At 46.4% G+C, this 21,939-nt stretch carries 18 protein-coding genes; 10 read left to right on the plus strand and 8 right to left on the minus strand.

Annotated elements, in window-relative coordinates:
* Window positions 1-6: 6 nt before the first annotated feature.
* From gyrB to R7P69_RS21200, 3 genes are all read left to right on the plus strand, one after another.
* A complete protein-coding gene (gene gyrB / locus R7P69_RS21190) occupies window positions 7-2,424 on the plus strand; it encodes a DNA topoisomerase (ATP-hydrolyzing) subunit B (RefSeq protein WP_017821558.1) in 2,418 nt (805 codons plus the stop codon).
* Between the two features lie 343 nt (window positions 2,425-2,767).
* On the plus strand, window positions 2,768-3,184 hold the full coding sequence (locus tag R7P69_RS21195; RefSeq protein WP_017821918.1) for a GreA/GreB family elongation factor: 417 nt from the start codon (window positions 2,768-2,770) through the stop codon (window positions 3,182-3,184).
* Window positions 3,185-3,717: 533 nt separating this feature from the next.
* The gene (locus tag R7P69_RS21200) at window positions 3,718-4,155 is read left to right on the plus strand and encodes an Hsp20 family protein (RefSeq protein WP_005378857.1); all 438 of its coding nucleotides are present in this window, start codon (window positions 3,718-3,720) and stop codon (window positions 4,153-4,155) included.
* Window positions 4,156-4,281: 126 nt separating this feature from the next.
* Here R7P69_RS21200 and R7P69_RS21205 read toward each other — a convergent pair whose 3' ends face one another.
* The 4 genes from R7P69_RS21205 to glyQ all read right to left on the minus strand — a co-directional run bounded on the left by R7P69_RS21205 (window position 4,282) and on the right by glyQ (window position 11,064).
* A complete protein-coding gene (locus R7P69_RS21205) occupies window positions 4,282-5,535 on the minus strand; it encodes a valine--pyruvate transaminase (protein WP_042523899.1) in 1,254 nt (417 codons plus the stop codon).
* 229 nt (window positions 5,536-5,764) lie between these two features.
* Window positions 5,765-7,849: an alpha-amylase gene (locus R7P69_RS21210; RefSeq protein WP_213869227.1), complete on the minus strand. Its 2,085-nt coding sequence runs from the start codon at window positions 7,847-7,849 to the stop codon at window positions 5,765-5,767.
* A 217-nt stretch (window positions 7,850-8,066) separates the two neighbouring features.
* Window positions 8,067-10,133: a glycine--tRNA ligase subunit beta gene (gene glyS, locus R7P69_RS21215; protein ID WP_005378875.1), complete on the minus strand. Its 2,067-nt coding sequence runs from the start codon at window positions 10,131-10,133 to the stop codon at window positions 8,067-8,069.
* Window positions 10,134-10,146: 13 nt separating this feature from the next.
* Entirely contained in the window at window positions 10,147-11,064 is a 918-nt protein-coding gene (gene glyQ / locus R7P69_RS21220; protein WP_005451074.1) for a glycine--tRNA ligase subunit alpha, read from the minus strand.
* Between the two features lie 484 nt (window positions 11,065-11,548).
* Here glyQ and R7P69_RS21225 point away from each other — a divergent pair, with 484 nt between their 5' ends.
* Window positions 11,549-12,103 (plus strand): TMEM165/GDT1 family protein, encoded by a 555-nt coding sequence (locus tag R7P69_RS21225; protein WP_005378877.1) that lies wholly within the window; start codon window positions 11,549-11,551, stop codon window positions 12,101-12,103.
* Window positions 12,104-12,263: 160 nt separating this feature from the next.
* On the plus strand, window positions 12,264-12,524 hold the full coding sequence (locus R7P69_RS21230) for a hypothetical protein (RefSeq protein WP_005378878.1): 261 nt from the start codon (window positions 12,264-12,266) through the stop codon (window positions 12,522-12,524).
* 44 nt (window positions 12,525-12,568) lie between these two features.
* Here R7P69_RS21230 and tusA read toward each other — a convergent pair whose 3' ends face one another.
* Complete coding sequence (gene tusA, locus R7P69_RS21235; protein WP_033906598.1) at window positions 12,569-12,817, minus strand: sulfurtransferase TusA; 249 nt, start codon at window positions 12,815-12,817, stop codon at window positions 12,569-12,571.
* Between the two features lie 133 nt (window positions 12,818-12,950).
* Between tusA and R7P69_RS21240 the strand changes: the two genes are divergently transcribed.
* Together R7P69_RS21240 and R7P69_RS21245 are read left to right on the plus strand one after the other, a co-directional pair.
* Entirely contained in the window at window positions 12,951-13,133 is a 183-nt protein-coding gene (locus R7P69_RS21240) for a hypothetical protein (protein WP_005378880.1), read from the plus strand.
* 168 nt (window positions 13,134-13,301) lie between these two features.
* A complete protein-coding gene (locus tag R7P69_RS21245) occupies window positions 13,302-14,246 on the plus strand; it encodes a LysR family transcriptional regulator (protein ID WP_017821924.1) in 945 nt (314 codons plus the stop codon).
* 52 nt (window positions 14,247-14,298) lie between these two features.
* Here R7P69_RS21245 and R7P69_RS21250 read toward each other — a convergent pair whose 3' ends face one another.
* The 3 genes from R7P69_RS21250 to fadB all read right to left on the minus strand — a co-directional run bounded on the left by R7P69_RS21250 (window position 14,299) and on the right by fadB (window position 18,893).
* Entirely contained in the window at window positions 14,299-15,279 is a 981-nt protein-coding gene (locus R7P69_RS21250) for an MDR family oxidoreductase (RefSeq protein WP_054730021.1), read from the minus strand.
* A gap of 252 nt (window positions 15,280-15,531) precedes the next feature.
* Window positions 15,532-16,707 carry an acetyl-CoA C-acyltransferase FadA gene (fadA, locus tag R7P69_RS21255; RefSeq protein ID WP_006743176.1) on the minus strand — a complete coding sequence of 392 codons (1,176 nt, stop codon included), beginning with the start codon at window positions 16,705-16,707 and terminating at the stop codon, window positions 15,532-15,534.
* Window positions 16,708-16,721: 14 nt separating this feature from the next.
* A complete protein-coding gene (gene fadB / locus R7P69_RS21260; RefSeq protein ID WP_053304063.1) occupies window positions 16,722-18,893 on the minus strand; it encodes a fatty acid oxidation complex subunit alpha FadB in 2,172 nt (723 codons plus the stop codon).
* A gap of 261 nt (window positions 18,894-19,154) precedes the next feature.
* On the opposite strand from fadB, the gene R7P69_RS21265 reads away from it, so the two are divergent.
* Genes R7P69_RS21265 through hemG form a run of 3 tightly spaced genes read left to right on the plus strand, consistent with a single transcriptional unit; the run spans window position 19,155 to window position 21,819 of the window.
* Window positions 19,155-19,778, plus strand: a complete 624-nt coding sequence (locus tag R7P69_RS21265; protein WP_005378891.1) for a YigZ family protein — start codon at window positions 19,155-19,157, stop codon at window positions 19,776-19,778.
* Window positions 19,779-19,824: 46 nt separating this feature from the next.
* Window positions 19,825-21,282 carry a TrkH family potassium uptake protein gene (locus tag R7P69_RS21270; RefSeq protein ID WP_005378893.1) on the plus strand — a complete coding sequence of 486 codons (1,458 nt, stop codon included), beginning with the start codon at window positions 19,825-19,827 and terminating at the stop codon, window positions 21,280-21,282.
* Between the two features lie 9 nt (window positions 21,283-21,291).
* Entirely contained in the window at window positions 21,292-21,819 is a 528-nt protein-coding gene (gene hemG, locus R7P69_RS21275) for a menaquinone-dependent protoporphyrinogen IX dehydrogenase (RefSeq protein WP_005378894.1), read from the plus strand.
* The last annotated feature ends 120 nt before the right edge of the window (window positions 21,820-21,939 follow it).

Here is a 21,939-nt window from a genome sequence, read left to right on the forward strand (position 1 = left end):
AAACTCATGTCTGAAAATTACGATTCATCGAGTATTAAGGTACTGAAGGGTCTGGATGCGGTACGTAAGCGTCCAGGAATGTACATCGGCGATACGGACGACGGCACCGGCCTTCACCACATGGTTTTCGAGGTGGTGGATAACTCAATTGATGAAGCGTTGGCAGGTCACTGTAAAGACATCGTTGTGACAATTCATGAGGATAACTCGGTTTCCGTTAGCGATGATGGTCGTGGCATTCCAACAGAAATCCACTCAGAGGAAAATGTCTCTGCAGCAGAAGTAATCATGACGGTTCTTCACGCGGGTGGTAAGTTCGACGATAACTCATACAAAGTATCGGGTGGTCTTCACGGGGTAGGTGTTTCAGTAGTAAACGCACTATCAGAGAAAGTTGAGCTAACGATTCATCGTGGTGGCCATATCCATACGCAAACCTACCGACATGGTGAGCCTCAAGCGCCACTAGCCGTTGTGGGTGATACGGATAAAACCGGTACACAAATTCGTTTCTGGCCAAGTGCCGAGACGTTCTCTAACACTGAGTTCCACTATGACATTCTGGCGAAACGCCTGCGTGAACTGTCATTCCTGAACTCTGGTGTGTCGATCAAATTGGTTGATGAGCGTGAAGCGGACAAACACGATCACTTCATGTATGAAGGTGGTATTCAAGCGTTCGTTGATCACCTAAACACCAACAAAACGCCAATCATCGAAAAAATCTTCCACTTTAACTCTGAGCGTGAAGACGGCATTTCAGTTGAAGTGGCGATGCAATGGAACGATGGTTTCCAAGAGAACATCTTCTGCTTTACCAACAATATCCCACAGCGTGATGGTGGTACTCACCTTGCTGGTTTCCGTGCTGCGCTAACACGTACATTGAACAGCTTTATGGATAAAGAAGGTTTCTCGAAGAAAGCGAAAACAGCGACTTCAGGCGACGATGCGCGTGAAGGTCTAACAGCGGTTGTTTCGGTGAAAGTGCCTGATCCTAAGTTCTCAAGCCAAACAAAAGACAAACTGGTTTCTTCTGAAGTGAAATCAGCTGTTGAGTCTGCAATGGGTGAAAAACTGTCTGAGTTCCTGATTGAGAACCCGACAGAAGCGAAGATGGTTTGTTCGAAAATCATCGATGCAGCACGTGCACGTGAAGCTGCGCGTAAAGCTCGTGAAATGACGCGCCGTAAAGGTGCACTAGACCTAGCAGGTCTTCCAGGTAAACTTGCAGACTGTCAGGAAAAAGATCCGGCACTCTCTGAACTATACATAGTGGAGGGTGATTCGGCAGGCGGCTCCGCAAAACAAGGCCGTAACCGTAAGAACCAAGCAATCCTACCGCTAAAAGGTAAGATTCTTAACGTAGAAAAAGCACGTTTCGACAAGATGCTATCTTCTCAAGAAGTAGCAACACTGATCACCGCACTAGGTTGTGGTATCGGTCGTGACGAGTACAACCCGGACAAGCTTCGTTACCACAACATCATCATCATGACCGATGCCGATGTCGATGGTTCGCACATCCGTACGCTACTGTTGACCTTCTTCTACCGTCAAATGCCAGAGCTTATCGAGCGTGGCTATGTCTACATCGCTCAGCCACCACTATACAAAGTGAAAAAAGGCAAACAAGAGCAGTACATCAAAGATGAAGAAGCGATGAACCAATACCAAGTATCATTAGCTCTGGATAATGCATCGCTACACGTAAACGCAGAAGCACCTGCACTGGCTGGTGAAGCACTAGAGAAGCTTGTTCAACAGTACAATGCGGGTATTAAACTGGCGGAACGTATGAGCCGTCGTTACCCAAGTGCTTTGGTAAACGAGTTGATTTACACTCCTCGCCTAACGCCAGAGCAATGCCATGACGCATCAGTTGTGGAAGCGTGGACGAAGCAGCTTGTTGAACAGCTGAATGCGAAAGAAGTGGGTGCAAGCCAGTACAGCTACGAAGTTGAGCAGCACGAAGAGCTAGGCTTAAACTTGCCTAAGATTGTGGTTCGTACTCACGGCGTGACGCACGAACATGCAATTAGCATCGACTTCCTAAACTCGAAAGAGTACGGCAAGTTGGCTGATCTATCAGAAGCACTTGATGGACTTCTGGAAGAAGGCGCGTACATCAAACGTGGTGAGCGTACTATGCCAGTGGCAAACTTTGCAGAAGCGCTTGACTGGTTAGTGAAAGAGTCAATGCGTGGCTTAAGCCGTCAGCGCTACAAAGGTCTAGGTGAGATGAACCCAGACCAACTTTGGGAAACCACCATGGACCCAGAAACTCGTCGTATGATGCAGGTAACGATTGAAGATGCGGTAGGCGCAGATCAACTGTTCACTACGCTAATGGGTGACCAAGTAGAACCTCGTCGTAACTTCATCGAAGAGAACGCACTGAAAGTAGCGAACCTAGACGTATAACGACACTGTTCGTGATAGTAAAAAGCAGCGAGAAATCGCTGCTTTTTTTGTTTTACCACCAGCTAAAATCGCCACTTTCTGCTAAAGCGGATGTTTTTCTGGTACTAACTGCCAACAACCCGATCAAGCCTGCCATTTTATTTCTGTTTTCTTTTTTTCTCGCCATTTTGTTCGCTTGAGCGTTTTTGCTTTCTTTTTTCTGCTCGCTATAGTGCTGAAGAGCTGATGAATAAGGAGACTAAGAAAATGGTGATGACTTTCCTGAACTAAGCCGGAAGTGATGCACTTCCGGTTCAATGCACTGAATTTATTTGTAAGACAAGGCATTAAGAAGGAAATAATCATGTTTGAACGCTGGTTCTCAGCGTACTGCTTGGCGCTGCGAACTTGGTGGTTAACCAGTCGCTTTTTAACCTATCAATCACCACTAAGGTTGTTATCGCTATTTGAAACCTGCGAGCAACAAGCCCATTGCCGTAACCGAACTCGTATTGCGGTTGGGGACACGGTTCGCTTAGTGGATGTTGAACGCGCCTATCAATATCGCATGACATTGGTCAGCTCGCGCAAGGGGCAACCCATGACAGGTATGCTCGCGGTCGATTCTTATTTGGGGTCTCGACTATTAGGTCGAGCTAAAAATGATGCGCTCGAAGTGGAAATTTTTAATCAGCGACGCTGCTTTGTGATTACTGAAATTGTTCATCAATCGCAACCACCAGCTCAGAAAATGCTGTGTGGTTGTCTGTTGTGCCAATAAATAGAGGTGAAGTCATGAGTAAGAAAGAAAAGAAACAACCGCAGTTGAGTCTAAAAGAAAAGCGCAAACTAAAGCAGGAAAAGGCGGCAGAAAAGGGCGTTGTAAAAGCGCGTAAATCCTCCCGCAAGTAAAGTGTAGATTGAGCCCTCCAGAACGGCGGGCTTTTTATCACTGATCGCGAAGTGATGAGGAACTAAGCTGTTCAAGGGGATAGTGGATGCTTTAAAAATTTTTTATTTTTTCCCTTGAAAGTCATTTTTGACGACCTTATATCTAGTTATGAAGAGGGTGACTGGCTTGCTAGAGACTAGAAGACCAGCCCTCTGAAATCGCTAAAACGAGATCGCTCAGAAGAGGATATGGCGTTTTAGCACACAACTTAAACCTTTAGATTCAATATCATGTCTCCGAGCCAAACCAAGGCCAGTGGAATGATAAGAATCTCTTAGTTCGGCGTTGGTTTTTGCATAAACACGCCAGTAGGATTGAACTCATCTGAACTAAGACTATTGCTTAATTAAGAGGATAGATTTATGCGTAATGTAGATTTCTCACCACTATACCGTAATGCAATTGGCTTTGATCGTCTGCTAAACCTGATGGAAGCGAATACAGCGAAAAATACTTCTGGCGGTTACCCTCCATACAACATTGAGCAAAAAGACGAGCACAACTACCGTATTACTATGGCCGTTGCTGGCTTTGCTGAAGAACAGCTCGATCTGACTCAAAACGAAAACATGTTGATTGTGAAGGGCGAACGTAAAGCAGAAGAAGGCAAAAACTACGTTTACCAAGGTATTGCAGAACGTGATTTTGAACGTAAATTCCAGCTAGCGGATTACGTAAAAGTCGTGGGTGCATCAATGGAAAACGGTCTGCTTCATATCGATTTAGTTCGTGAAATCCCTGAAGCCATGCAACCACGTAAGATTGCTATCGGTGGCAACAACCTGATTGAGAACAACTAATCAGTTAACCACCCGGTTATAGAATGAGAAAGAGCGCCATATGGGCGCTCTTTTTAGTTTGGGGTTTTCAAATCCGCTATTTTAAAGCTGTAATTTCAAAGAGAAGAACGGCTGAGTTCAATCCGTCTATTTACCTTCGCGGTAAGCCTTTTCCACTTCTTCAGCGATAATCGCAATGCCTTTTTGCATCATCTCATCATCTTGAACGTAGTTCATACGCAGGCATTGGTGCGCGTGATCCCACTCGTCTTGCTGACCAATAAAGAAATATTCACCAGGGACAATCAATACGCCACGCGCTTTCAAGCGTTGGTACAGTTCCATTGTTGTGATTGGCAGTTCATCAAACCATAACCACAAGAAGATAGCGCCTTCCGGCTTGTGGATGCGGAATCGCTCATCGGTAACTGCTTGTTGGAGCAGTTCAACCGCTCGTTGTGATTTTTGCTTGTAGAACGGCTTAATCACCTCTGAACTCAGTTTAAGCAGATCACCTTTGCCAATTATATGGTTTGCCAGCGCTGGACCAACACTGCCCGGCGCTAGGCTGATGATGCCGTTCATATTGGTTAATGCTTGCGTGATTTCTTCACTCGCAATCACAATGCCACAACGCACGCCCGGTAAACCAAGCTTAGATAGGCTCATGCATAGGATGGTGTTTTCATTCCAGAACGGTTCGACATCTTCAAAGATGATGTTCGGGAAAGGTAGACCGTAGGCGTTATCGATGATCAGCGGGATGTTGTTCTCACGTGCTAGCTTGTCCAGCTTACGTACTTCTTCGTCTGTCAGTACATTACCCGTTGGGTTGGTTGGACGAGATGCACAGATTGCCGCAACAGAGTCGTCGACGGTTAGCTGCTCAAAATCGACGTGGTATTTAAACAGACCGTTATCTAACAGCTCGATTTCTGGGTGGTAAGAGATAAAGATATCTTCATCAATGCCAGCATCACCATAACCGATGTATTCAGGCGCGATAGGCAGTAGCACTTTCTTGTGCGAACCGTCTGGCTGTTTACCTGCCAACAAGTTGAACAAGTAGAAAAAGCCACTTTGGCTACCGTTAGTTAGGCTGATGTTTTTTTCGGAAATATCCCAGCCGTAAGTTTCACGGAATAACTGAGCTAGCGCTTTGACGAACGCGTCTTTACCCTGCGGGCCATCGTAGTTGGCGAGGGCGGCGACGAGCTCCCCACTGGCGAGCATTTCCTCACTGGCTTGGTGAAAGTAATCGAGCATGGCAGGAATGGCGGCAGGATTACCTCCACCGAGCATGATGGCACCTGGTGTGCGCAGACCATCATTCAAATCGTCCATTAACTGCGTAATACCTGAATACTGATTAAATTTTTCACCAAACTTTGAGAACTGCATGCTGACTTATACCTAATTCATTGTGATTGCTTTGTGTATGTTTATGCCGATGTTTTATCGGCTTATCGAGTAATCCTTGACCTTACCTCAATGTGTAATTAACGCAAAGTGTGAATTAAGCCGAAAAAGAAAAAAGTGCGTCATCAGACCAGAGGGACGAGACTAAATGGCAAAAAGAACAATAAAAAAGGGAAGCTTATGCTTCCCTTGCTGGTGGAGAGAGTGTGATTTACTCACCGGTGTAAACAATCAGTACCTTGTCGTCTTGGTATTGGCGTTCGAACGCGTAGTAACCTTCTTGATTGCGAGTGATGTGCTTACCTTGAGCAACCGCTGGGTGGCGTTTACGGAATTCACCCAATTTTTGCCAATGTTGCAGCAGATCTTCACGCTCGCCATGAATCTTATCCCATGGCATATCTGAGCGTGTGCCTTGGTGGGCGTCTGAACCAGTAATGCCAAAATCACGAGCTATCTCATCACCGTAATAGATCTGTACTGCACCCGGAGCCAGCATCAGAGCATTTGCCGCACGTGCTTGGTCATCAAAGCTGCGGCTGCGAGCTGACCAAAACAGTTGTGTATCGTGTGAAGACAGGTAGCTCAACACATTGAACTCAGGATCGGTATTGATGCGCTCTGCATAGCGGCGGTAATCATTATCAAGTTGAGCGAAACACTTCAGCGCTTTTGGTGCCACATCAGATTGGAACTCGAAGTTGATGATGGAATCGAAGCCGTTATCGAAATACGGGCTCTTCACTACGCTGTGTGCCCACACTTCACCTGTCATCCAGAAAGGTAGGTCATCCAAGGCTTTGTCCGGGTTGTTTTGTTTCCATTGAGCAAGCGCTTGGGTGGTGCTGGCTTTCAACTCTGCCCACGCTTCCATTTCAACGTGTTTAGCGGTGTCGACACGGAAGCCGTCAATGCCATAGTCGCGCACCCAATCGGATAACCAGGTAATCATGTGTTCACGTGGGGTTTGCAGCTCATCTTGCGCATTGGTGTCTTTATTGCGGAAGAAGTTTGGTAATCCGGTTTTCTGAGTTGATTCGGTTTTGAGATCCGGTAGGTAGTTCAAAGACATGGTGATGTCGTTGTAGCCCGGAGCATCGTAGTCGCCAATATCGGTGCGGATCCAATCTTTGCCCCACCATTTATCCCACGCTTCGCTATCACCGTATTTGATGTAGTCGTTGAAGCTGTGCCAGCTTTGTCCTGATTTTGGCTGCCAGTCGGTCCATTTTTCACCAAGGACTTCTTTGGCTTCTTGGTCATCAAGGTAAAGCTGACCAAATCCGAATTCCTGCATGTCTGCTAATGTCGCATAACCTGTGTGGTTCATGACCACATCCCAAATCACGCGGATACCTTTCTTATGGGCAGTATCGACGAAGGTTCTGAGTTCATCTTCGGTACCCATGTTGGCATCAAGCTTGGTCCAATCTTGGTGATAGTAGCCGTGGTAGCCGTAGTGCTTAAAGTCGCCTTTATCGCCGCCGCCAACCCAGCCGTGGATTTGTTCCAGTGGTGAGGTTATCCAGATAGCATTGACACCAAGTGATTCGATGTAATCGAGTTTTTTCGTTAGACCCGATAAGTCACCACCGTGGAAGGTACCAATCTCATATTTTCCGTCTTTGTTGCGACCGTAGCTGTTGTCGTTGTCTGGGTTGCCATTGTAGAAGCGGTCGGTCATGACGAAGTACACCGTCGCATTGTCCCAACTGAACGGTTTGTCGGCTTGCTGTTCAACTTCTTCTAGCAGCAATAGACCTTGGCTCATAGGACCCGGTTGCATGGTGACGCTGCCATTGGCGACAGTGGTTTCTTGTCCGGTTAAGGCATCACGAACGACAGTGCCATCATTAAAGGTTTGGGCAACGTTGATGGTTTTTGGCGTGTCAGTTGCGACAGGGCAAGAGTAGGTGATGTCCTGACTCTGTTTTGGTTTGATTTTTACCGTTAGCTCGTTGGTGGTTGGGTTGAGCGTAAATTGATAGGTATTGGCTTTGAAGATGCGCAGCGGCATTTGTGCATCAGTGGCGCAGTTATCCATTTTTAATGGACGATTGAATTTGATGCGATCTTCTTCTGCTAGGGCAAAGCTACTGCCACAGCTTTGCTTGCTGTCAGCAATGGTAAAGCTATAACTGCCTTTTTCGAGTTTTTGCTCGGCGACAAGTAAGCCCTGTGAGTTTTCCTCAAAAACAGCGGTGTCATCACCAACGCTTAATACGATGGCATTTTCTGGAATCTGGCTGCAGGCGCTCAGTAGACCGATAGAGAGTGCGAGAATTGTTTTTTTCATTGTGTCCTTCCCCCGAATAAACAGTCCAGTTATAGCAAAACTGTGCCTCTACAATCCGAGCTCTACACCAACAAGTTAAACGCGTCTCACCCTACAAATTTTAGTCTTGTTCACAAAATGAATAATAAGCATCACCTTCATCGGTTTGAAGGCAACAAAAAAGGGAAGCATCTGCTTCCCTTTTACTTATTTCTTAATCACTTCGAAGAGCAATGAATTACTTTTGAAGCAAAGAAATATCTGCGATCTGTAGGAACAGGTTACGCAGGTTGTTCAGAAGTGTCAGACGGTTCTTCTTAAGTGCTTCGTCGTCTGCCATTACCATTACGTTATCGAAAAACGCATCAACTGGTTCACGTAGGTCAGCTAGCTTGCTTAGGGCTTCTTGGTAGTTACCAGTAGCAAATGCTGGCTCTAGCGCTTCTGTCATTACTTCAACGCTTTCTGCTAGTGCTTTCTCTGCGTCTTCTTGTAGAAGTGCTAGGTCGATGTCTGCTGCTAGTTCGCCGTCGAATTTCGCTAGGATGTTACCTACACGTTTGTTCGCTGCTGCTAGAGACTCTGCCGCTTCTAGCTCACGGAAGTGAGAAACCGCTTTAACTCGTTGGTCGAAGTCTGCTGGTTTTGTAGGACGACGCGCTAGAACCGCTTGAATGATGTCTACGCTGAAGCCTTCGTCTTGGTACCAAGCACGGAAACGACCAAGCATGAACTCGATAACGTCTTGCTCAACGTTGTCGTTGGTTAGGCGATCGCCAAACAGTGACTTCGCTTTCGCTACTAGGTCAACAAGATCTAGGTTGTAGCCGTATTCAACGATGATACGTAGTACACCTAGAGATGCGCGGCGTAGTGCGAATGGGTCGCTGCCTTTAGGCGCTTGACCAATACCGAAGATACCTACGATAGTGTCTAGCTTGTCTGCCATTGCAACTGCAGTTGAAACGCCGTTTGATGGCAGTTCATCACCTGCGAAACGAGGCATGTATTGCTCGTTCAGTGCGACTGCAACTTCTTCTGCTTCACCGTCGTGGCGAGCATAGTGCATACCCATAACACCTTGAGTATCCGTGAATTCGAATACCATTGAGGTCATTAGGTCACATTTTGCTAGTAGACCAGCACGCTTTGATTTCTCAACGTCAGCACCGATTTGCTCAGCAATGTAGCCAGCAAGTTCTGTGATGCGGTCTGTTTTGTCTTTGATCGTCCCCAGTTGCTTTTGGAAGATCGCTTGCTCTAGTTCAGGCAGACGGTCGATAAGCGGACGCTTACGGTCTGTGTTGAAGAAGAACTCTGCGTCAGCAAGACGAGGACGAACCACTTTCTCGTTACCTTCGATTACGTAACGAGGCTCTTTTGATTCGATGTTCGATACGAAGATGAAGTTAGGTAGTAGCTTCTTGTTTTCGTCGTAAACAGGGAAGTATTTTTGGTCACCTTTCATGGTGTAAACCAATGCTTCAGAAGGTACTTTTAGGAACTCTTCTTCAAACTTCGCTGTTAGTACCACTGGCCATTCAACCAGAGACGTTACTTCTTCTACTAAGTCATCTTCTAGGTCAGCGATACCGCCAACTGCTGCTGCCGCTTTTTGTGCGTCAGCTAGGATGATTGCTTTACGCGCTTCGTAATCTGCCATTACTTTACCGCGCTCTTCTAGGATCGCAGGGTATTGCTCAGCAGAATCGATAGTAAACTCTTGCTCACCCATGAAGCGGTGACCACGGATAGTGCGGTCTGAAGCAACACCAAGGATCTCGCCTTCGATTAGGTCGCTGCCCATTAGCATGGTTAGCGTCTTAACTGGACGGATAAATTGAGTCGTTTTGTTACCCCAGCGCATTGGTTTTGCGATAGGTAGGTTTGCTAGTGCTTTCGCTGCAAGTTCAACGACGATCTCAGACGTTGGCTGACCTTTCACTTCTTGTTTGAACAGTAGCCATTCACCTTTGTCTGTAACCATGCGCTCTGCTTGGTCAACCGTGATGCCACAACCGCGTGCCCAGCCTTGAGCCGCTTTTGTTGGGTTGCCTTCTGCGTCAAATGCTGCAGAAACCGCAGGACCACGTTTTTCAACAACTTTGTCAGACTGGCTGTCTGCTAGTGCAGCGACTTTAAGTGCAAGACGACGAGGCGCCGCGAACCATTTCACGCCTTCGTGAGCAAGCTCAGCGCCTTTTAGTTCTGCTTCGAAGTTTGCTGCGAATGCTTCAGCTAGAGTGCGAAGTTGCGTTGGTGGTAGCTCTTCTGTACCTAGCTCGATTAGAAATTCTTTTGCCATGTTACTCTACCCCTTACGCTTGTTCTTTCTTACACATTGGGAAGCCAAGAGCTTCACGCGATGCGTAGTATGCTTCTGCAACTGCTTTCGTCAGGTTGCGGATGCGTAGGATGTAACGTTGGCGTTCAGTTACTGAGATCGCTTTACGCGCGTCTAGTAGGTTGAATGCGTGACCAGCTTTTAGAATGCGCTCGTAAGCAGGTAGTGGCAGTGGCTTTTCAAGCTCAAGCAGCTCTTTACACTCTTTCTCACACTGTTCGAAGAAACCAAATAGGAAATCAACGTCTGCGTGCTCGAAGTTGTAAGTTGATTGCTCTACTTCGTTTTGGTGGAAGATGTCACCGTAAGTCACTTTGCTGCCGTCTGGCGCGATGTTCCAAACTAGGTCGTAAACAGAGTCTACTTCTTGGATGTACATTGCTAGACGTTCGATACCGTAAGTGATCTCACCAGTTACTGGCTTACACTCAAGACCACCAACTTGCTGGAAGTAAGTAAACTGAGTCACTTCCATGCCGTTTAGCCAAACTTCCCAGCCCAGACCCCATGCGCCTAGTGTTGGGTTTTCCCAGTTGTCTTCTACGAAACGGATGTCGTGTACAAGAGGGTCAATACCAAGAACTTCAAGGGAGCCAAGGTACAACTCTTGAATATTGTCAGGCGATGGTTTTAGCGCTACTTGGAATTGGTAGTAGTGCTGAAGACGGTTAGGGTTTTCACCGTAACGGCCATCAGTAGGACGACGTGAAGGTTGTACGTAAGCTGTCGACATTGGCTCTGGGCCAAGCGCTCGTAGACAGGTCATTGGGTGAGAGGTACCCGCACCCACTTCCATATCTAGCGGTTGAACAATGGTACAACCATTTTGAGCCCAATAATCCTGCAGCGCGAGGATCATTCCCTGGAAGGTTTTGATATCGTATTTTTGCATAAGTCAGGTTCGCGCGATTCTCTTGTTACTCGTTAATTCGTCATCTATGCCGAGTTTTTCAACTCTAACAACGGCGATAAAGAGTAATTACGGTTGAATAAATTAACAATCTAGTATAACCAGATATTGAGCATGGGAGTAGAGCTAATCTTGATTAATTCGTGGGCGATTTTCTCCTTTAATGAATTTTTACCGCGTTATCTGCTGTATTTTTCCTAAAAGGGAGTTTTTGCCTGCTTTGGCTCTTGAGAAGCGCAACAAAGGTGGCTAGAATTGCGCCTGTCTTTGGGGAGTAGCTTACCTGATGAAGTTTCTGTTTCATCTGGTTCGTCCGTCAACATAATTGGTGCAAAATCACCATGGCGTTCGAGACTTGAAGCCTTTCAAGTTTAGCAAGACCTTAGACAAATCATCACGAACCGGGGTAGGGGCGTGAGGTTTGTCTTCGGTTAAAAATAATAATCCCTGCCCCAATGAGCATGTCGTGAGCGTTTTAGCTATTTCAATTACTACTGTAGCGTTAGCAGAAATTGGCGATAAGACCCAATTGCTATCTCTATTACTCGCAAGTCGTTACCGAAAACCAATCCCAATTATTGCAGCAATCTTTTTGGCAACTATTGCCAACCACGCTTTGGCTGCATGGTTAGGTGTGGTTGTCGCAGACTATCTATCACCTGAGATTTTAAAGTGGGTGCTGGTGGTCAGTTTTGTCGCGATGGCGGCTTGGGTTCTGATCCCGGACAAACTGGATGATGACGAACAGATTTCTAATCGAGGCCCATTTATTGCCAGCTTTATCGCGTTCTTCGTTGCGGAGATAGGCGATAAAACTCAGATCGCCACTTCCATCTTAGGGGCGCAATACGCGGATGCGTTAAGTTTGGTGATTATCGGTACCACAATCGGTATGCTGCTGGCGAATGTACCTGTGGTCCTGATTGGTAAATTGTCGGCCGACAAGATGCCTTTAGGGCTGATCCGTAAAATCACCGCATTTTTGTTTATTGCTCTGGCAATAGGGGCTGCACTGTTCTGATTTTTTGCACGTGAAATGATGTGAGTTATCAATCATTAGTGGCGTGCTGCGCGAGTTCAAACTCTGACTCTAAATCGTTCCGTTGCGTGACGGATGACATATAAGTGTCATACTTGTCATGGTAGTTTAATGGTGTGAATGATAGCGAGAGGGCAAGTTTATGCTTACACGTTACATGGGGATGTCCCCGAAGAGTCAGAGTTATTTATTCACTTTTGGTTTAGCGCTGTGTTTACTAGCGATGGTGCTAACTGATATGTGGTTACCGATTGTAGCAGGATCGTTCGTCCTTACTGGATTGACAGTAGAAGCGTGGATTCGTGTCGCTCACATCATTCCTATGCATGAAGAGATGCGGGCAATGAAGAAACAACTTAACAAGCTCCAATCAGAAGTTCGCACACTCGAATACGACGAATAAACAAACGGCAGCCAATATTGGCTGCCGTTTTTAGTTCGACCAGATTATTCCAATCCTTTCTTGATCAGGTACTGATACGGAACTTGCTCCGTTTGTGCCGCAACTAATTGGTGGTCCATAAAGCGGCAGAAACTCGGAATGTCTCGAGTCGTGGATGGATCGTCTGCTTTGACCAGCAAAATCTCACCATCTTGCATGTTGCGAATTGTCTTCCTGACCATCATCACTGGCTCTGGGCAGCGCAGTCCTTGCGCCTCTAATGTCTTGTTTGCCAGTTCAGGATTAAAGCTCATAGTGTGATTCTCGTAACTAACTGAGCGTTGAATTTTACTTTCGTTGAAAAAATATTCAATAACCACTTGGCAAACCGAATTTTTTGTTTTACCTTAAATTAACAATTTGGTAACAACTGGCAAGGGAGAGGCAATGTTAACAGCGTTAGACAGACTTACGATTTACTCAGTGCTGTGTTTTATCTCGTTCTGTGCATTGGTACTTAGGACGCCAGCTGACACCTCTTTGACGCCTCTCGTAGGCATGGTTGCCACTATTATTGGGATTTGGATCGAGATGCGCAGATGGTCTGGCGCATCTGAGCAAGAAAATTAGCGCTTCTTGCTTGGATCAGAATGCTTTTAATAACGCTCACCTATTTTTTACCGACACTTCATTCCGACACTATCCCCATTTTTCTTGGGCTTCCCCGCTGAAAGGCGGGATTTTTTTTGCCTAAAGAGTACAATTTACCCAAACACATACAAAATAAGTGGCTAATTCGTGGAACTGGAAGATATCTATCGCCGAGATTTAAATTTACTGGTTGCGTTGCGAGTACTGATAGAAGAAAACAGTGTCAGTAAGGCGGCAACACGTCTGAACTTGAGTCAATCGGCAATGAGTCGTGTGCTTGGTCGTCTACGCGACTTATTGGGAGACCCGCTGTTTACTCGTCAGGGACAGCATTTGATCCCAACTCAGAAAGCGTTAGAGATCGATCGCTCATTGGGCGAGCCATTAGAGTCTTTACGTCAGTTGTTATCTCCGGTTGAGTTTGACCCATTGCAATGCGTACAGACTTTCAACATCGTGACCACCGATTATGCCATGCAAACGATATTACCGTTCGCTTTGCCGAGAATTTACCAAGAAGCACCAAATGTGTCTTTCAACTTCTTACCACTGCAACACGACCGTTTATCAGATCAGCTCACTTATGAAGGTGCAGACTTAGCGATTTGTCGCCCGACAGGCCCGGTGGAGCCTCTACGCAGTGAAGTGTTGGGGCGAGTGGGGGTGCTGTGTATGCTTTCAAAACAGCATCCATTAGCGAATAAAGAAATGAGCTTGGATGATTATCTGAGTCATCCACATGCCATGATCGCCATCAGTGATGGTGTTAAGGCACTGATCGAACAAGCTTTGATGGAGAAACCTAAGCGTAAAATGGTTCTGCGGGCTTATCATTTAGAAGCCGCATTGGCGATCATGGATACCTTGCCAATTATCATCACAGTGCCAGCGGACTTGGCGTATCTGGTTGCCGAGCGTTATGACTTGGTGGTGAAACCGTTACCATTCCAATTCACGCCGTTTGAATACTCGATGATTTGGCATGCGCGTTGCGAGCATTCTCCCGCTCAAGAATGGTTAAGAACGATTGTGCGTGAAGAGTGTAGCCGTCTGATAGCTAAACGTATCGAAGATATGGGACTGAACTGCTAACAAAAAAGAGCCAGCAATGCCGGCTCTTCGTCTGTTTACACTGAGTCAGTGTTTATAGCTTGATAACCACACGACCCGTTACTTGACCGTTGGTGATGTCTTCTGCATATTTCGGTGCTTCAGTAAGAGCAACTTCAGTACACGCTTGCTCGAAGTAGCTGTCTGGTAGTAGCTCGACCAGCTTTTCCCATGCTGCGATACGTTTCTCTGTTGGGCACATTACTGAGTCCACACCTTGTAGGCGAACATTACGTAGGATGAACGGCATCACTGTGGTTGGTAGATCAAAACCACCTGCAAGACCACAAGCTGCAACTGCACTGTTGTAATCCATTTGCGCCAATACTTTAGCCAGTACTTTGCTGCCTACAGTATCAACCGCACCTGCCCATACTTGCTTTTCAAGTGGACGTGCTGGTTCTTCAAATTCAGTACGGTCGATGATGCGGCTAGCACCTAGTTTTTCAAGTAGCGGGCCATTTTTTTCTACACGACCTGTCACTGCAGCAACTTTGTAGCCAAGCTGTGCTAGAAGCGTTACTGCGACTGAGCCTACACCGCCACTTGCGCCAGTTACAAGGATTTCACCATTTTCAGGTTTGATGCCTGCATCAAGCAGTGCTTGAACACATAGCATGCCAGTGAAGCCAGCAGTACCAACCATCATTGCTTTCTTGCTGTCTAGACCTTTTGGTAGTGGTACTAGCCAATCTGCTTTTAGACGAGCACGCTGAGACATACCACCCCAGTGGTTTTCACCCACGCCCCAGCCAGTAAGGACAACTTTGTCACCAGCTTGGTAGCGGTCGTCTTCTGAGCTTACTACCGTACCTGCTAAGTCAATACCTGGCACCATCGGGAAGTTACGGATGATTTTACCTTTACCTGTGATCGCAAGGCCGTCTTTGTAGTTTAACGATGAGTAATCAACGTCAATCAGAACGTCGCCTTCAGGCAGTTGTGTTTCATCGATTTGCTCGATGTTAGCGATAGTACGTTTGTCTTCTTGATTTAGAACTAGAGCATTAAACATAAGGTTCTCCGATTGTGCGGTAGCATGACTCTGGGTCACATGCAGCAAGATATCAACTGGTCTAAGTGTATGTCTTCTTTGTCTATGAATAAAATGAAACTTGAGCATTTAATGTATGCTCTTCATGCATGTTTGATGTAAAACAAAAAGGGCGACATCAATTGTCGCCCTTAAGTGTAATACTAAAAATTTTAGTACTAGTTCATTTGCTTATGATTGTTGGCTCGATCACTACAACAACGTCTTGAACTGTTATGGTCGTTCAAATACTGTCGCAATGCCCTGACCCAAACCGATACACATGGTGGCCAGACCGTATTTCGCGTCTTTCGCTTCCATTAGGTTGATCAACGTTGTTGAGATACGTGAACCAGAACAGCCTAGTGGATGACCCAATGCTATCGCACCACCGTTAAGGTTGACCTTCTCATCCATAACATCAAGCAGGCCTAAGTCTTTAGCACACGGCAGAGACTGCGCGGCAAATGCTTCGTTTAGCTCAACCACATCCATGTCTTCAATTGAAAGACCGGCACGCTTGAGCGCTTTTTTCGTCGCAGGTACAGGACCGTAACCCATAATAGAAGGATCGCAGCCCGCAATGGCCATGCCTTTAATACGTGCACGAATCTTCAAGCCAAGTTCATTAGCTTTCTCTTCACTCATGATCAACATCGCTGATGCACCATCGGACAGAGCCGATGATGTACCGGCTGTTACTGTACCGTTTGCAGGGTCGAACACTGGGCGAAGTTGAGATAGACCTTCAACGGATGTTTCAGGGCGAATCACTTCATCGTAATCTAGAGTGAACAGGGTGCCGTCAGCGGCGTGGCCTTCAATTGGTAGAATTTCGTTTTTAAAACGACCCTCTACGGTTGCTGCGTGCGCACGAGCGTGAGAGCGAGCGGCAAACTCGTCTTGTTGCTCACGGCTAATGCCATGTAATTTACCAAGCATTTCAGCCGTTAAGCCCATCATGCCCGCAGCTTTTGCTACGTTCTTTGACATACCTGGGTGAAAGTCTACACCGTGGTTCATTGGCACATGCCCCATGTGCTCAACGCCACCAATTAGGCAGATTTCAGCATCGCCAGTCATGATGGCACGTGTACCGTCGTGAAGCGCTTGCATTGATGAACCACACAAGCGGTTCACCGTCACGGCGCCAATTTCAATCGGCAGGCCCGCGAGTAGCGCGGCATTACGTGCAACGTTAAAGCCTTGCTCTAGTGTTTGCTGTACACAGCCCCAGTAGATGTCTTCAATCTCGCTTGGGTTCACTTGTGGGTTACGCGCAAGAATGCCTTTCATTAGGCGCGCAGATAGATCTTCTGCTCGTGTATGACGGAAAGCACCACCTTTAGAGCGACCCATTGGAGTACGTAGACAATCGACTACGACAACATTTCTTGTTTGATTAGTCATTTTAGAATCCCTCCTTAGATAGAACCTTGCTGTTGTGCACCGTAAAAGCTTTCACCTTTCGCCGCCATATCAATCAGCATTTGCGGTACTTGGTACATCGCACCTAGCTCGGCGTGTTGTTTTGCCATTTCAACGTATTCAGCAATACCCACGCTGTCTAGATAGCGGAATACGCCACCGCGGAATGGAGGGAAACCAAGACCATAAACCAATGCCATATCTGCTTCCTGCGGAGTCGCGATGATGCCTTCTTGTAGGCACAGCACCACTTCGTTGATCATTGGAATCATCATACGTTGAATGATGGTCTGATCGTCAAAGTCCTGCTTATCGGCACAAACGTCAGCAAGTACCGGTAAGATCGCTTCGGAGAAGGTTTTCTTCGGCTTACCTTTTTTATCTATGGTGTAGCTGTAGAAGCCATTACCATTTTTCTGACCATATTTGTCTGCTTCGAACAGTGCATCAATCGCATCACGACCTTGTTTACCCATACGCTCAGGGAAACCGTCAGCCATCACAGCTTGTGCGTGGTGCGCGGTATCAATGCCGACTACGTCAAGCAAGTACGCCGGTCCCATCGGCCAGCCAAACTTACGCTCCATGACTTTGTCGATTTTCGTAAAGTCAGCACCATCACGAAGTAGCATGCTGAAGCCGCCAAAGTATGGGAACAATACGCGGTTAACGAAGAACCCTGGGCAGTCATTAACGACAATTGGTGATTTGCCCATTTTTGCAGCATACGCCACAACACGATTGATGGTTTCATCAGAGGTGTGCTCACCACGGATGATCTCAACAAGAGGCATACGATGCACTGGGTTGAAGAAGTGCATACCACAGAAGTTTTCTGGGCGTTTTAGTGATTTTGCCAATAGGTTGATAGGAATCGTCGAGGTGTTTGAGGTGATAACGGTGTCGTCACCGACATGGGATTCAACTTCACTTAAAACTGCTGCTTTTACTTTCGGGTTTTCAACGACAGCTTCAACAACCACATCAGAGTTTTCAATACCTGCGTAATGTAAGCTCGGTGTGATTGACGCTAAAATACCCGCCATCTTAAAGCCATCAATGCGACCGCGAGATAAGCGTTTATTCAGCAGCTTAGATGCTTCAGTCATGCCTAGGTCGAGCGACGCTTGTGCGATGTCTTTCATCAAGACTGGCACACCTTTTAGCGCTGATTGGTAAGCAATGCCGCCACCCATGATACCTGCACCTAATACGGCTGCACGTTGCGTGTCTTTACTTGCTGACTTCGCTGCTTTTTTCGCAATGCCTTTGATGTATTGATCATTAAGGAATAGGCCAACGAGTGATTTTGCTTCTTCCGATTTAGCCAATTTCACGAAGTGCTTACGTTCAATGTCTAACGCTTCATTACGTGCAAAGCGAGCACCTTCTTCAATCGTGATAACGGCTGTCATTGGGGCAGGGTAGTGAGGACCTGCTTTTTGTGCCACCAGACCCTTCGCCATGGTGAAGCTCATCATTGATTCAAGCTTACTCAGCGTTAGCGGAGATGTTTTCTGTGCTCGGCGTGCTTGCCAGTCAAGTTTCTCGTTAATTGCAGAGTTAAGAGTTTGTAGTGCTGATTCGTATAAAGCATCAGTCTCTACAACAGCATCGAGTAAGCCAATTTTCAATGCTTCATCAGCTCGGCATGCTTTACCTTGGGTGATGATTTCCATTGCGCTGTCTGCGCCAATAACGCGAGGCAAGCGTACACAACCACCAAAGCCAGGCATGATTCCCAGTTTCGTTTCTGGTAGGCCGATGCTGGTGGTTTTGTCACCAATACGCATGTCTGTTGCTAGCACACATTCACAACCGCCACCAAGAGCGTGGCCTTTGATCACTGAGATGGTCGGAACGGGTAAGTCTTCTAATTTGTTAAAGATGCTATTAGCAAATTGCAGCCATTGGTCGAGCTCGGCATCCGTTTTAGCAAACAGACCTAAAAACTCGGTAATGTCTGCGCCTACAATGAATGCGTCTTTATCTGAAGTGAGCAACAACCCCTTGAGGCCTTGATGGGCAATGAGCGCATCAAGAGCTTTATCTAGCGATTCTAATGTCGCTAGGTCGAGTTTGTTGACGGATTTTGGAGAGCAGAAGCTTAGCTCTGCAATACCATCTTGTATTTCCTTTACCTGTAGGGTTTCGGCTTGGTAAATCATTGTCTATCTCCATGACATACAATCGTGGATTGTCTGTATACCTATTTCAACGACGCCGTGTACCTCGGCAAATAGGTATCGAGGAAGTCGTTTTATTTTTGTTCTGGTTTGACCAGTAAAGTTAGTTTGGATCGTGGATTGTTTAATTTCAATACATTTTTTAAACAAGTGTTTAACATTGTGCGCTGTGGCAGATCTTATGCGACGGGTAAATCACACTCGTGATAGACTTCAGGCAAATAGACATGAATCCATAATCCTATGAATGACAAGCCTTATCTGATTCCAGCAGAGCCCGCTCAATTTGAAGAAGAAATTAAAAAGAGCGTCTTCATTACTTATTTGGCACACACGCCAAGTATCGAAGCTGCAAAAGCATTTGTTGATCAAATCAAAGCTAAACACGCTGATGCTAGACATAACTGTTGGGGCTTTGTTGCTGGTCGCCCGGAAGATTCAATGAAATGGGGCTTTAGTGATGATGGGGAGCCGTCCGGAACAGCAGGCAAACCAATCCTGGCGCAGCTGTCTGGATCTGGGGTGGGGGAGATCACGGCTGTGGTCACGCGATACTCTGGTGGAATCAAGTTAGGTACAGGCGGCTTGGTTAAAGCGTATGGGGGTGGGGTTCAACAAGCGCTCAAGCTGCTTCAAACTATTGAGAAAAAAATAACCACAAAGCTCAGACTAACGTTAGACTATGGGTTTATGCCGATCGCACAATCAATCATGCCGCAATTTGGTGCGATAGAAGTCGAGGCTGAATACAGCGATCAGGTCGTATTAGTGGTGGAAATTGAGCTTCGAGAAGTGAGCGCGTTTACCCAAGCAATCATCAATAAAAGCGGGGCAAAGGCAATTGTCACTCCGCTAGACGGACAATAATGAAAAACAGGAAGCAACAGGGACAGCTTCGCTAGTCAATTTATCCATGCAATTTCGTTCAATTATTCGAATCGTCGGGCTACTGCTCGCACTCTTTAGTGTCACTATGCTTGCGCCAGCACTCGTTGCGCTGATCTATCGAGATGGTGCTGGTGTGCCTTTTGTCACGACATTTTTTGTTCTGCTGTTTTGTGGGGCCGTTTGTTGGTACCCAAACCGCAGGTATAAGCACGAGCTTAAAGCTCGAGATGGCTTTCTTATTGTCGTCTTATTCTGGACAGTACTTGGCAGTGCAGGCTCGATCCCCTTTCTCATTGCTGACAACCCGAACGTCTCAGTGACAGATGCGTTTTTTGAATCGTTTTCTGCTCTCACGACGACCGGGGCGACCGTTATTGTTGGTTTGGATGAGTTACCTAAAGCGATTCTATTCTATCGACAGTTACTGCAGTGGTTCGGCGGTATGGGAATCATCGTATTAGCGGTGGCGATTTTGCCAGTACTTGGCATCGGTGGTATGCAGCTTTACCGCGCCGAGATCCCAGGTCCAGTCAAGGATACTAAAGTGACGCCGCGTATAGCAGAAACTGCTAAGGCGCTTTGGTACATCTATTTGAGCCTGACTATCGCCTGTGCTTCGGCTTTTTGGTTAGCTGGTATGACGCCATTTGACGCCATCAGTCACAGCTTTTCCACCATTGCTATTGGCGGCTTCTCTACCCACGATGCCAGCATCGGATATTTTGATAGTTACGCGATTAACCTGATTACTGTGGTTTTTCTGCTTATATCTGCATGTAATTACACACTGCACTTTGCTGCATTTGCATCAGGTGGCGTACATCCCAAGTATTACTGGAAAGATCCTGAGTTTCGCGCCTTCTTGTTTATTCAAGTGCTGCTATTTATCATTTGCTTTCTATTATTACTGAAACATCATTCTTACACATCGACATACGATGCTTTCGATCAGGCTCTGTTCCAAACCGTATCAATATCCACAACAGCGGGCTTTACGACAACAGGTTTTGCGGATTGGCCGCTCTTCTTACCTGTGCTGTTATTGTTCTCTTCCTTTATAGGTGGTTGTGCTGGTTCAACAGGCGGCGGCATGAAAGTGATCCGTATCCTGCTTCTTACCTTACAAGGTGCGCGTGAACTAAAACGTTTAGTCCATCCACGCGCGGTTTACACCATCAAAGTAGGTGGCAGTGCCCTACCGCAACGTGTTGTCGATGCGGTTTGGGGTTTCTTCTCCGCATACGCATTGGTATTTGTGGTTTGTATGTTGGGGTTGATTGCAACAGGAATGGATGAGCTCAGTGCGTTCTCGGCGGTGGCTGCGACTCTGAACAACCTCGGTCCTGGCTTGGGAGAAGTGGCGCTTCACTTTGGTGATGTTAACGACAAAGCAAAATGGGTATTAATAGTTTCTATGCTGTTTGGTCGTTTGGAAATCTTTACCTTACTTATTCTACTTACGCCGACGTTTTGGCGTAGCTAAGGGGAAATCGTGGCAAAAGCATTATTTCTATACTCTTCCCGCGAAGGGCAGACTAAAAAAATTCTCCACTATATAGATGAACAACTTCCAGATTTCGATTGTGAGCTGGTGGATTTACATAATGTCGAGACGATTGACTTCAGCCAATACGACAGAGTATTGATAGGCGCCTCTATTCGCTATGGCCATCTTAATAAAAAGCTATACCAGTTTATTGAGCGAAACCTCAATCAATTGGAGCAAAATAAAGTGGCATTTTTCTGCGTAAACCTAACCGCTCGTAAAGAGGACCAAGGAAAGGATACACCTGAAGGTAGTGCCTACATTCGCAAGTTCCTAATTAAGTCGCCTTGGAAACCAACGCTAATCGGTGTTTTTGCTGGTGCACTTTATTACCCACGTTATAGCTGGTTCGACAGAACTATGATTAGGTTCATTATGTCGATGACGGGTGGCGAAACCGATACGACCAAAGAGGTGGAGTACACCAATTGGGAAAAAGTGGCTCTTTTCGCAGATAAATTTAGAGAACTGTAGAAATAACGTGCTCTTTTGACCGCTTTTGATGCAAATTTATCCGAACGATAAAAAAATCAAAAAAAACGAGAAAAAGGGCTTGCCAATGTGATCGCAATCTCTATAATGCCACCTCGCTGA

It is taken from the genome of Vibrio sp. 661 (assembly GCF_033339315.1).
GTDB classification, from domain to species: Bacteria; Pseudomonadota; Gammaproteobacteria; order Enterobacterales; family Vibrionaceae; genus Vibrio; species Vibrio alginolyticus.

Excerpts from the sequence above, each read along its gene's own strand:
- gyrB (WP_017821558.1), top strand. The coding sequence starts at position 7 with ATGTCTGAAAATTACGATTCATCGAGTATTAAGGTACTGAAGGGTCTG.
- R7P69_RS21195 (WP_017821918.1), top strand. The coding sequence starts at position 2,768 with ATGTTTGAACGCTGGTTCTCAGCGTACTGCTTGGCGCTGCGAACTTGG.
- R7P69_RS21200 (WP_005378857.1), top strand. The coding sequence starts at position 3,718 with ATGCGTAATGTAGATTTCTCACCACTATACCGTAATGCAATTGGCTTT.
- R7P69_RS21205 (WP_042523899.1), bottom strand. The coding sequence starts at position 5,535 with ATGCAGTTCTCAAAGTTTGGTGAAAAATTTAATCAGTATTCAGGTATT.
- R7P69_RS21210 (WP_213869227.1), bottom strand. The coding sequence starts at position 7,849 with ATGAAAAAAACAATTCTCGCACTCTCTATCGGTCTACTGAGCGCCTGC.
- glyS (WP_005378875.1), bottom strand. The coding sequence starts at position 10,133 with ATGGCAAAAGAATTTCTAATCGAGCTAGGTACAGAAGAGCTACCACCA.
- glyQ (WP_005451074.1), bottom strand. The coding sequence starts at position 11,064 with ATGCAAAAATACGATATCAAAACCTTCCAGGGAATGATCCTCGCGCTG.
- R7P69_RS21230 (WP_005378878.1), top strand. The coding sequence starts at position 12,264 with ATGCTTACACGTTACATGGGGATGTCCCCGAAGAGTCAGAGTTATTTA.
- tusA (WP_033906598.1), bottom strand. The coding sequence starts at position 12,817 with ATGAGCTTTAATCCTGAACTGGCAAACAAGACATTAGAGGCGCAAGGA.
- R7P69_RS21240 (WP_005378880.1), top strand. The coding sequence starts at position 12,951 with ATGTTAACAGCGTTAGACAGACTTACGATTTACTCAGTGCTGTGTTTT.
- R7P69_RS21250 (WP_054730021.1), bottom strand. The coding sequence starts at position 15,279 with ATGTTTAATGCTCTAGTTCTAAATCAAGAAGACAAACGTACTATCGCT.
- fadA (WP_006743176.1), bottom strand. The coding sequence starts at position 16,707 with ATGACTAATCAAACAAGAAATGTTGTCGTAGTCGATTGTCTACGTACT.
- fadB (WP_053304063.1), bottom strand. The coding sequence starts at position 18,893 with ATGATTTACCAAGCCGAAACCCTACAGGTAAAGGAAATACAAGATGGT.
- R7P69_RS21265 (WP_005378891.1), top strand. The coding sequence starts at position 19,155 with ATGAATGACAAGCCTTATCTGATTCCAGCAGAGCCCGCTCAATTTGAA.
- R7P69_RS21270 (WP_005378893.1), top strand. The coding sequence starts at position 19,825 with ATGCAATTTCGTTCAATTATTCGAATCGTCGGGCTACTGCTCGCACTC.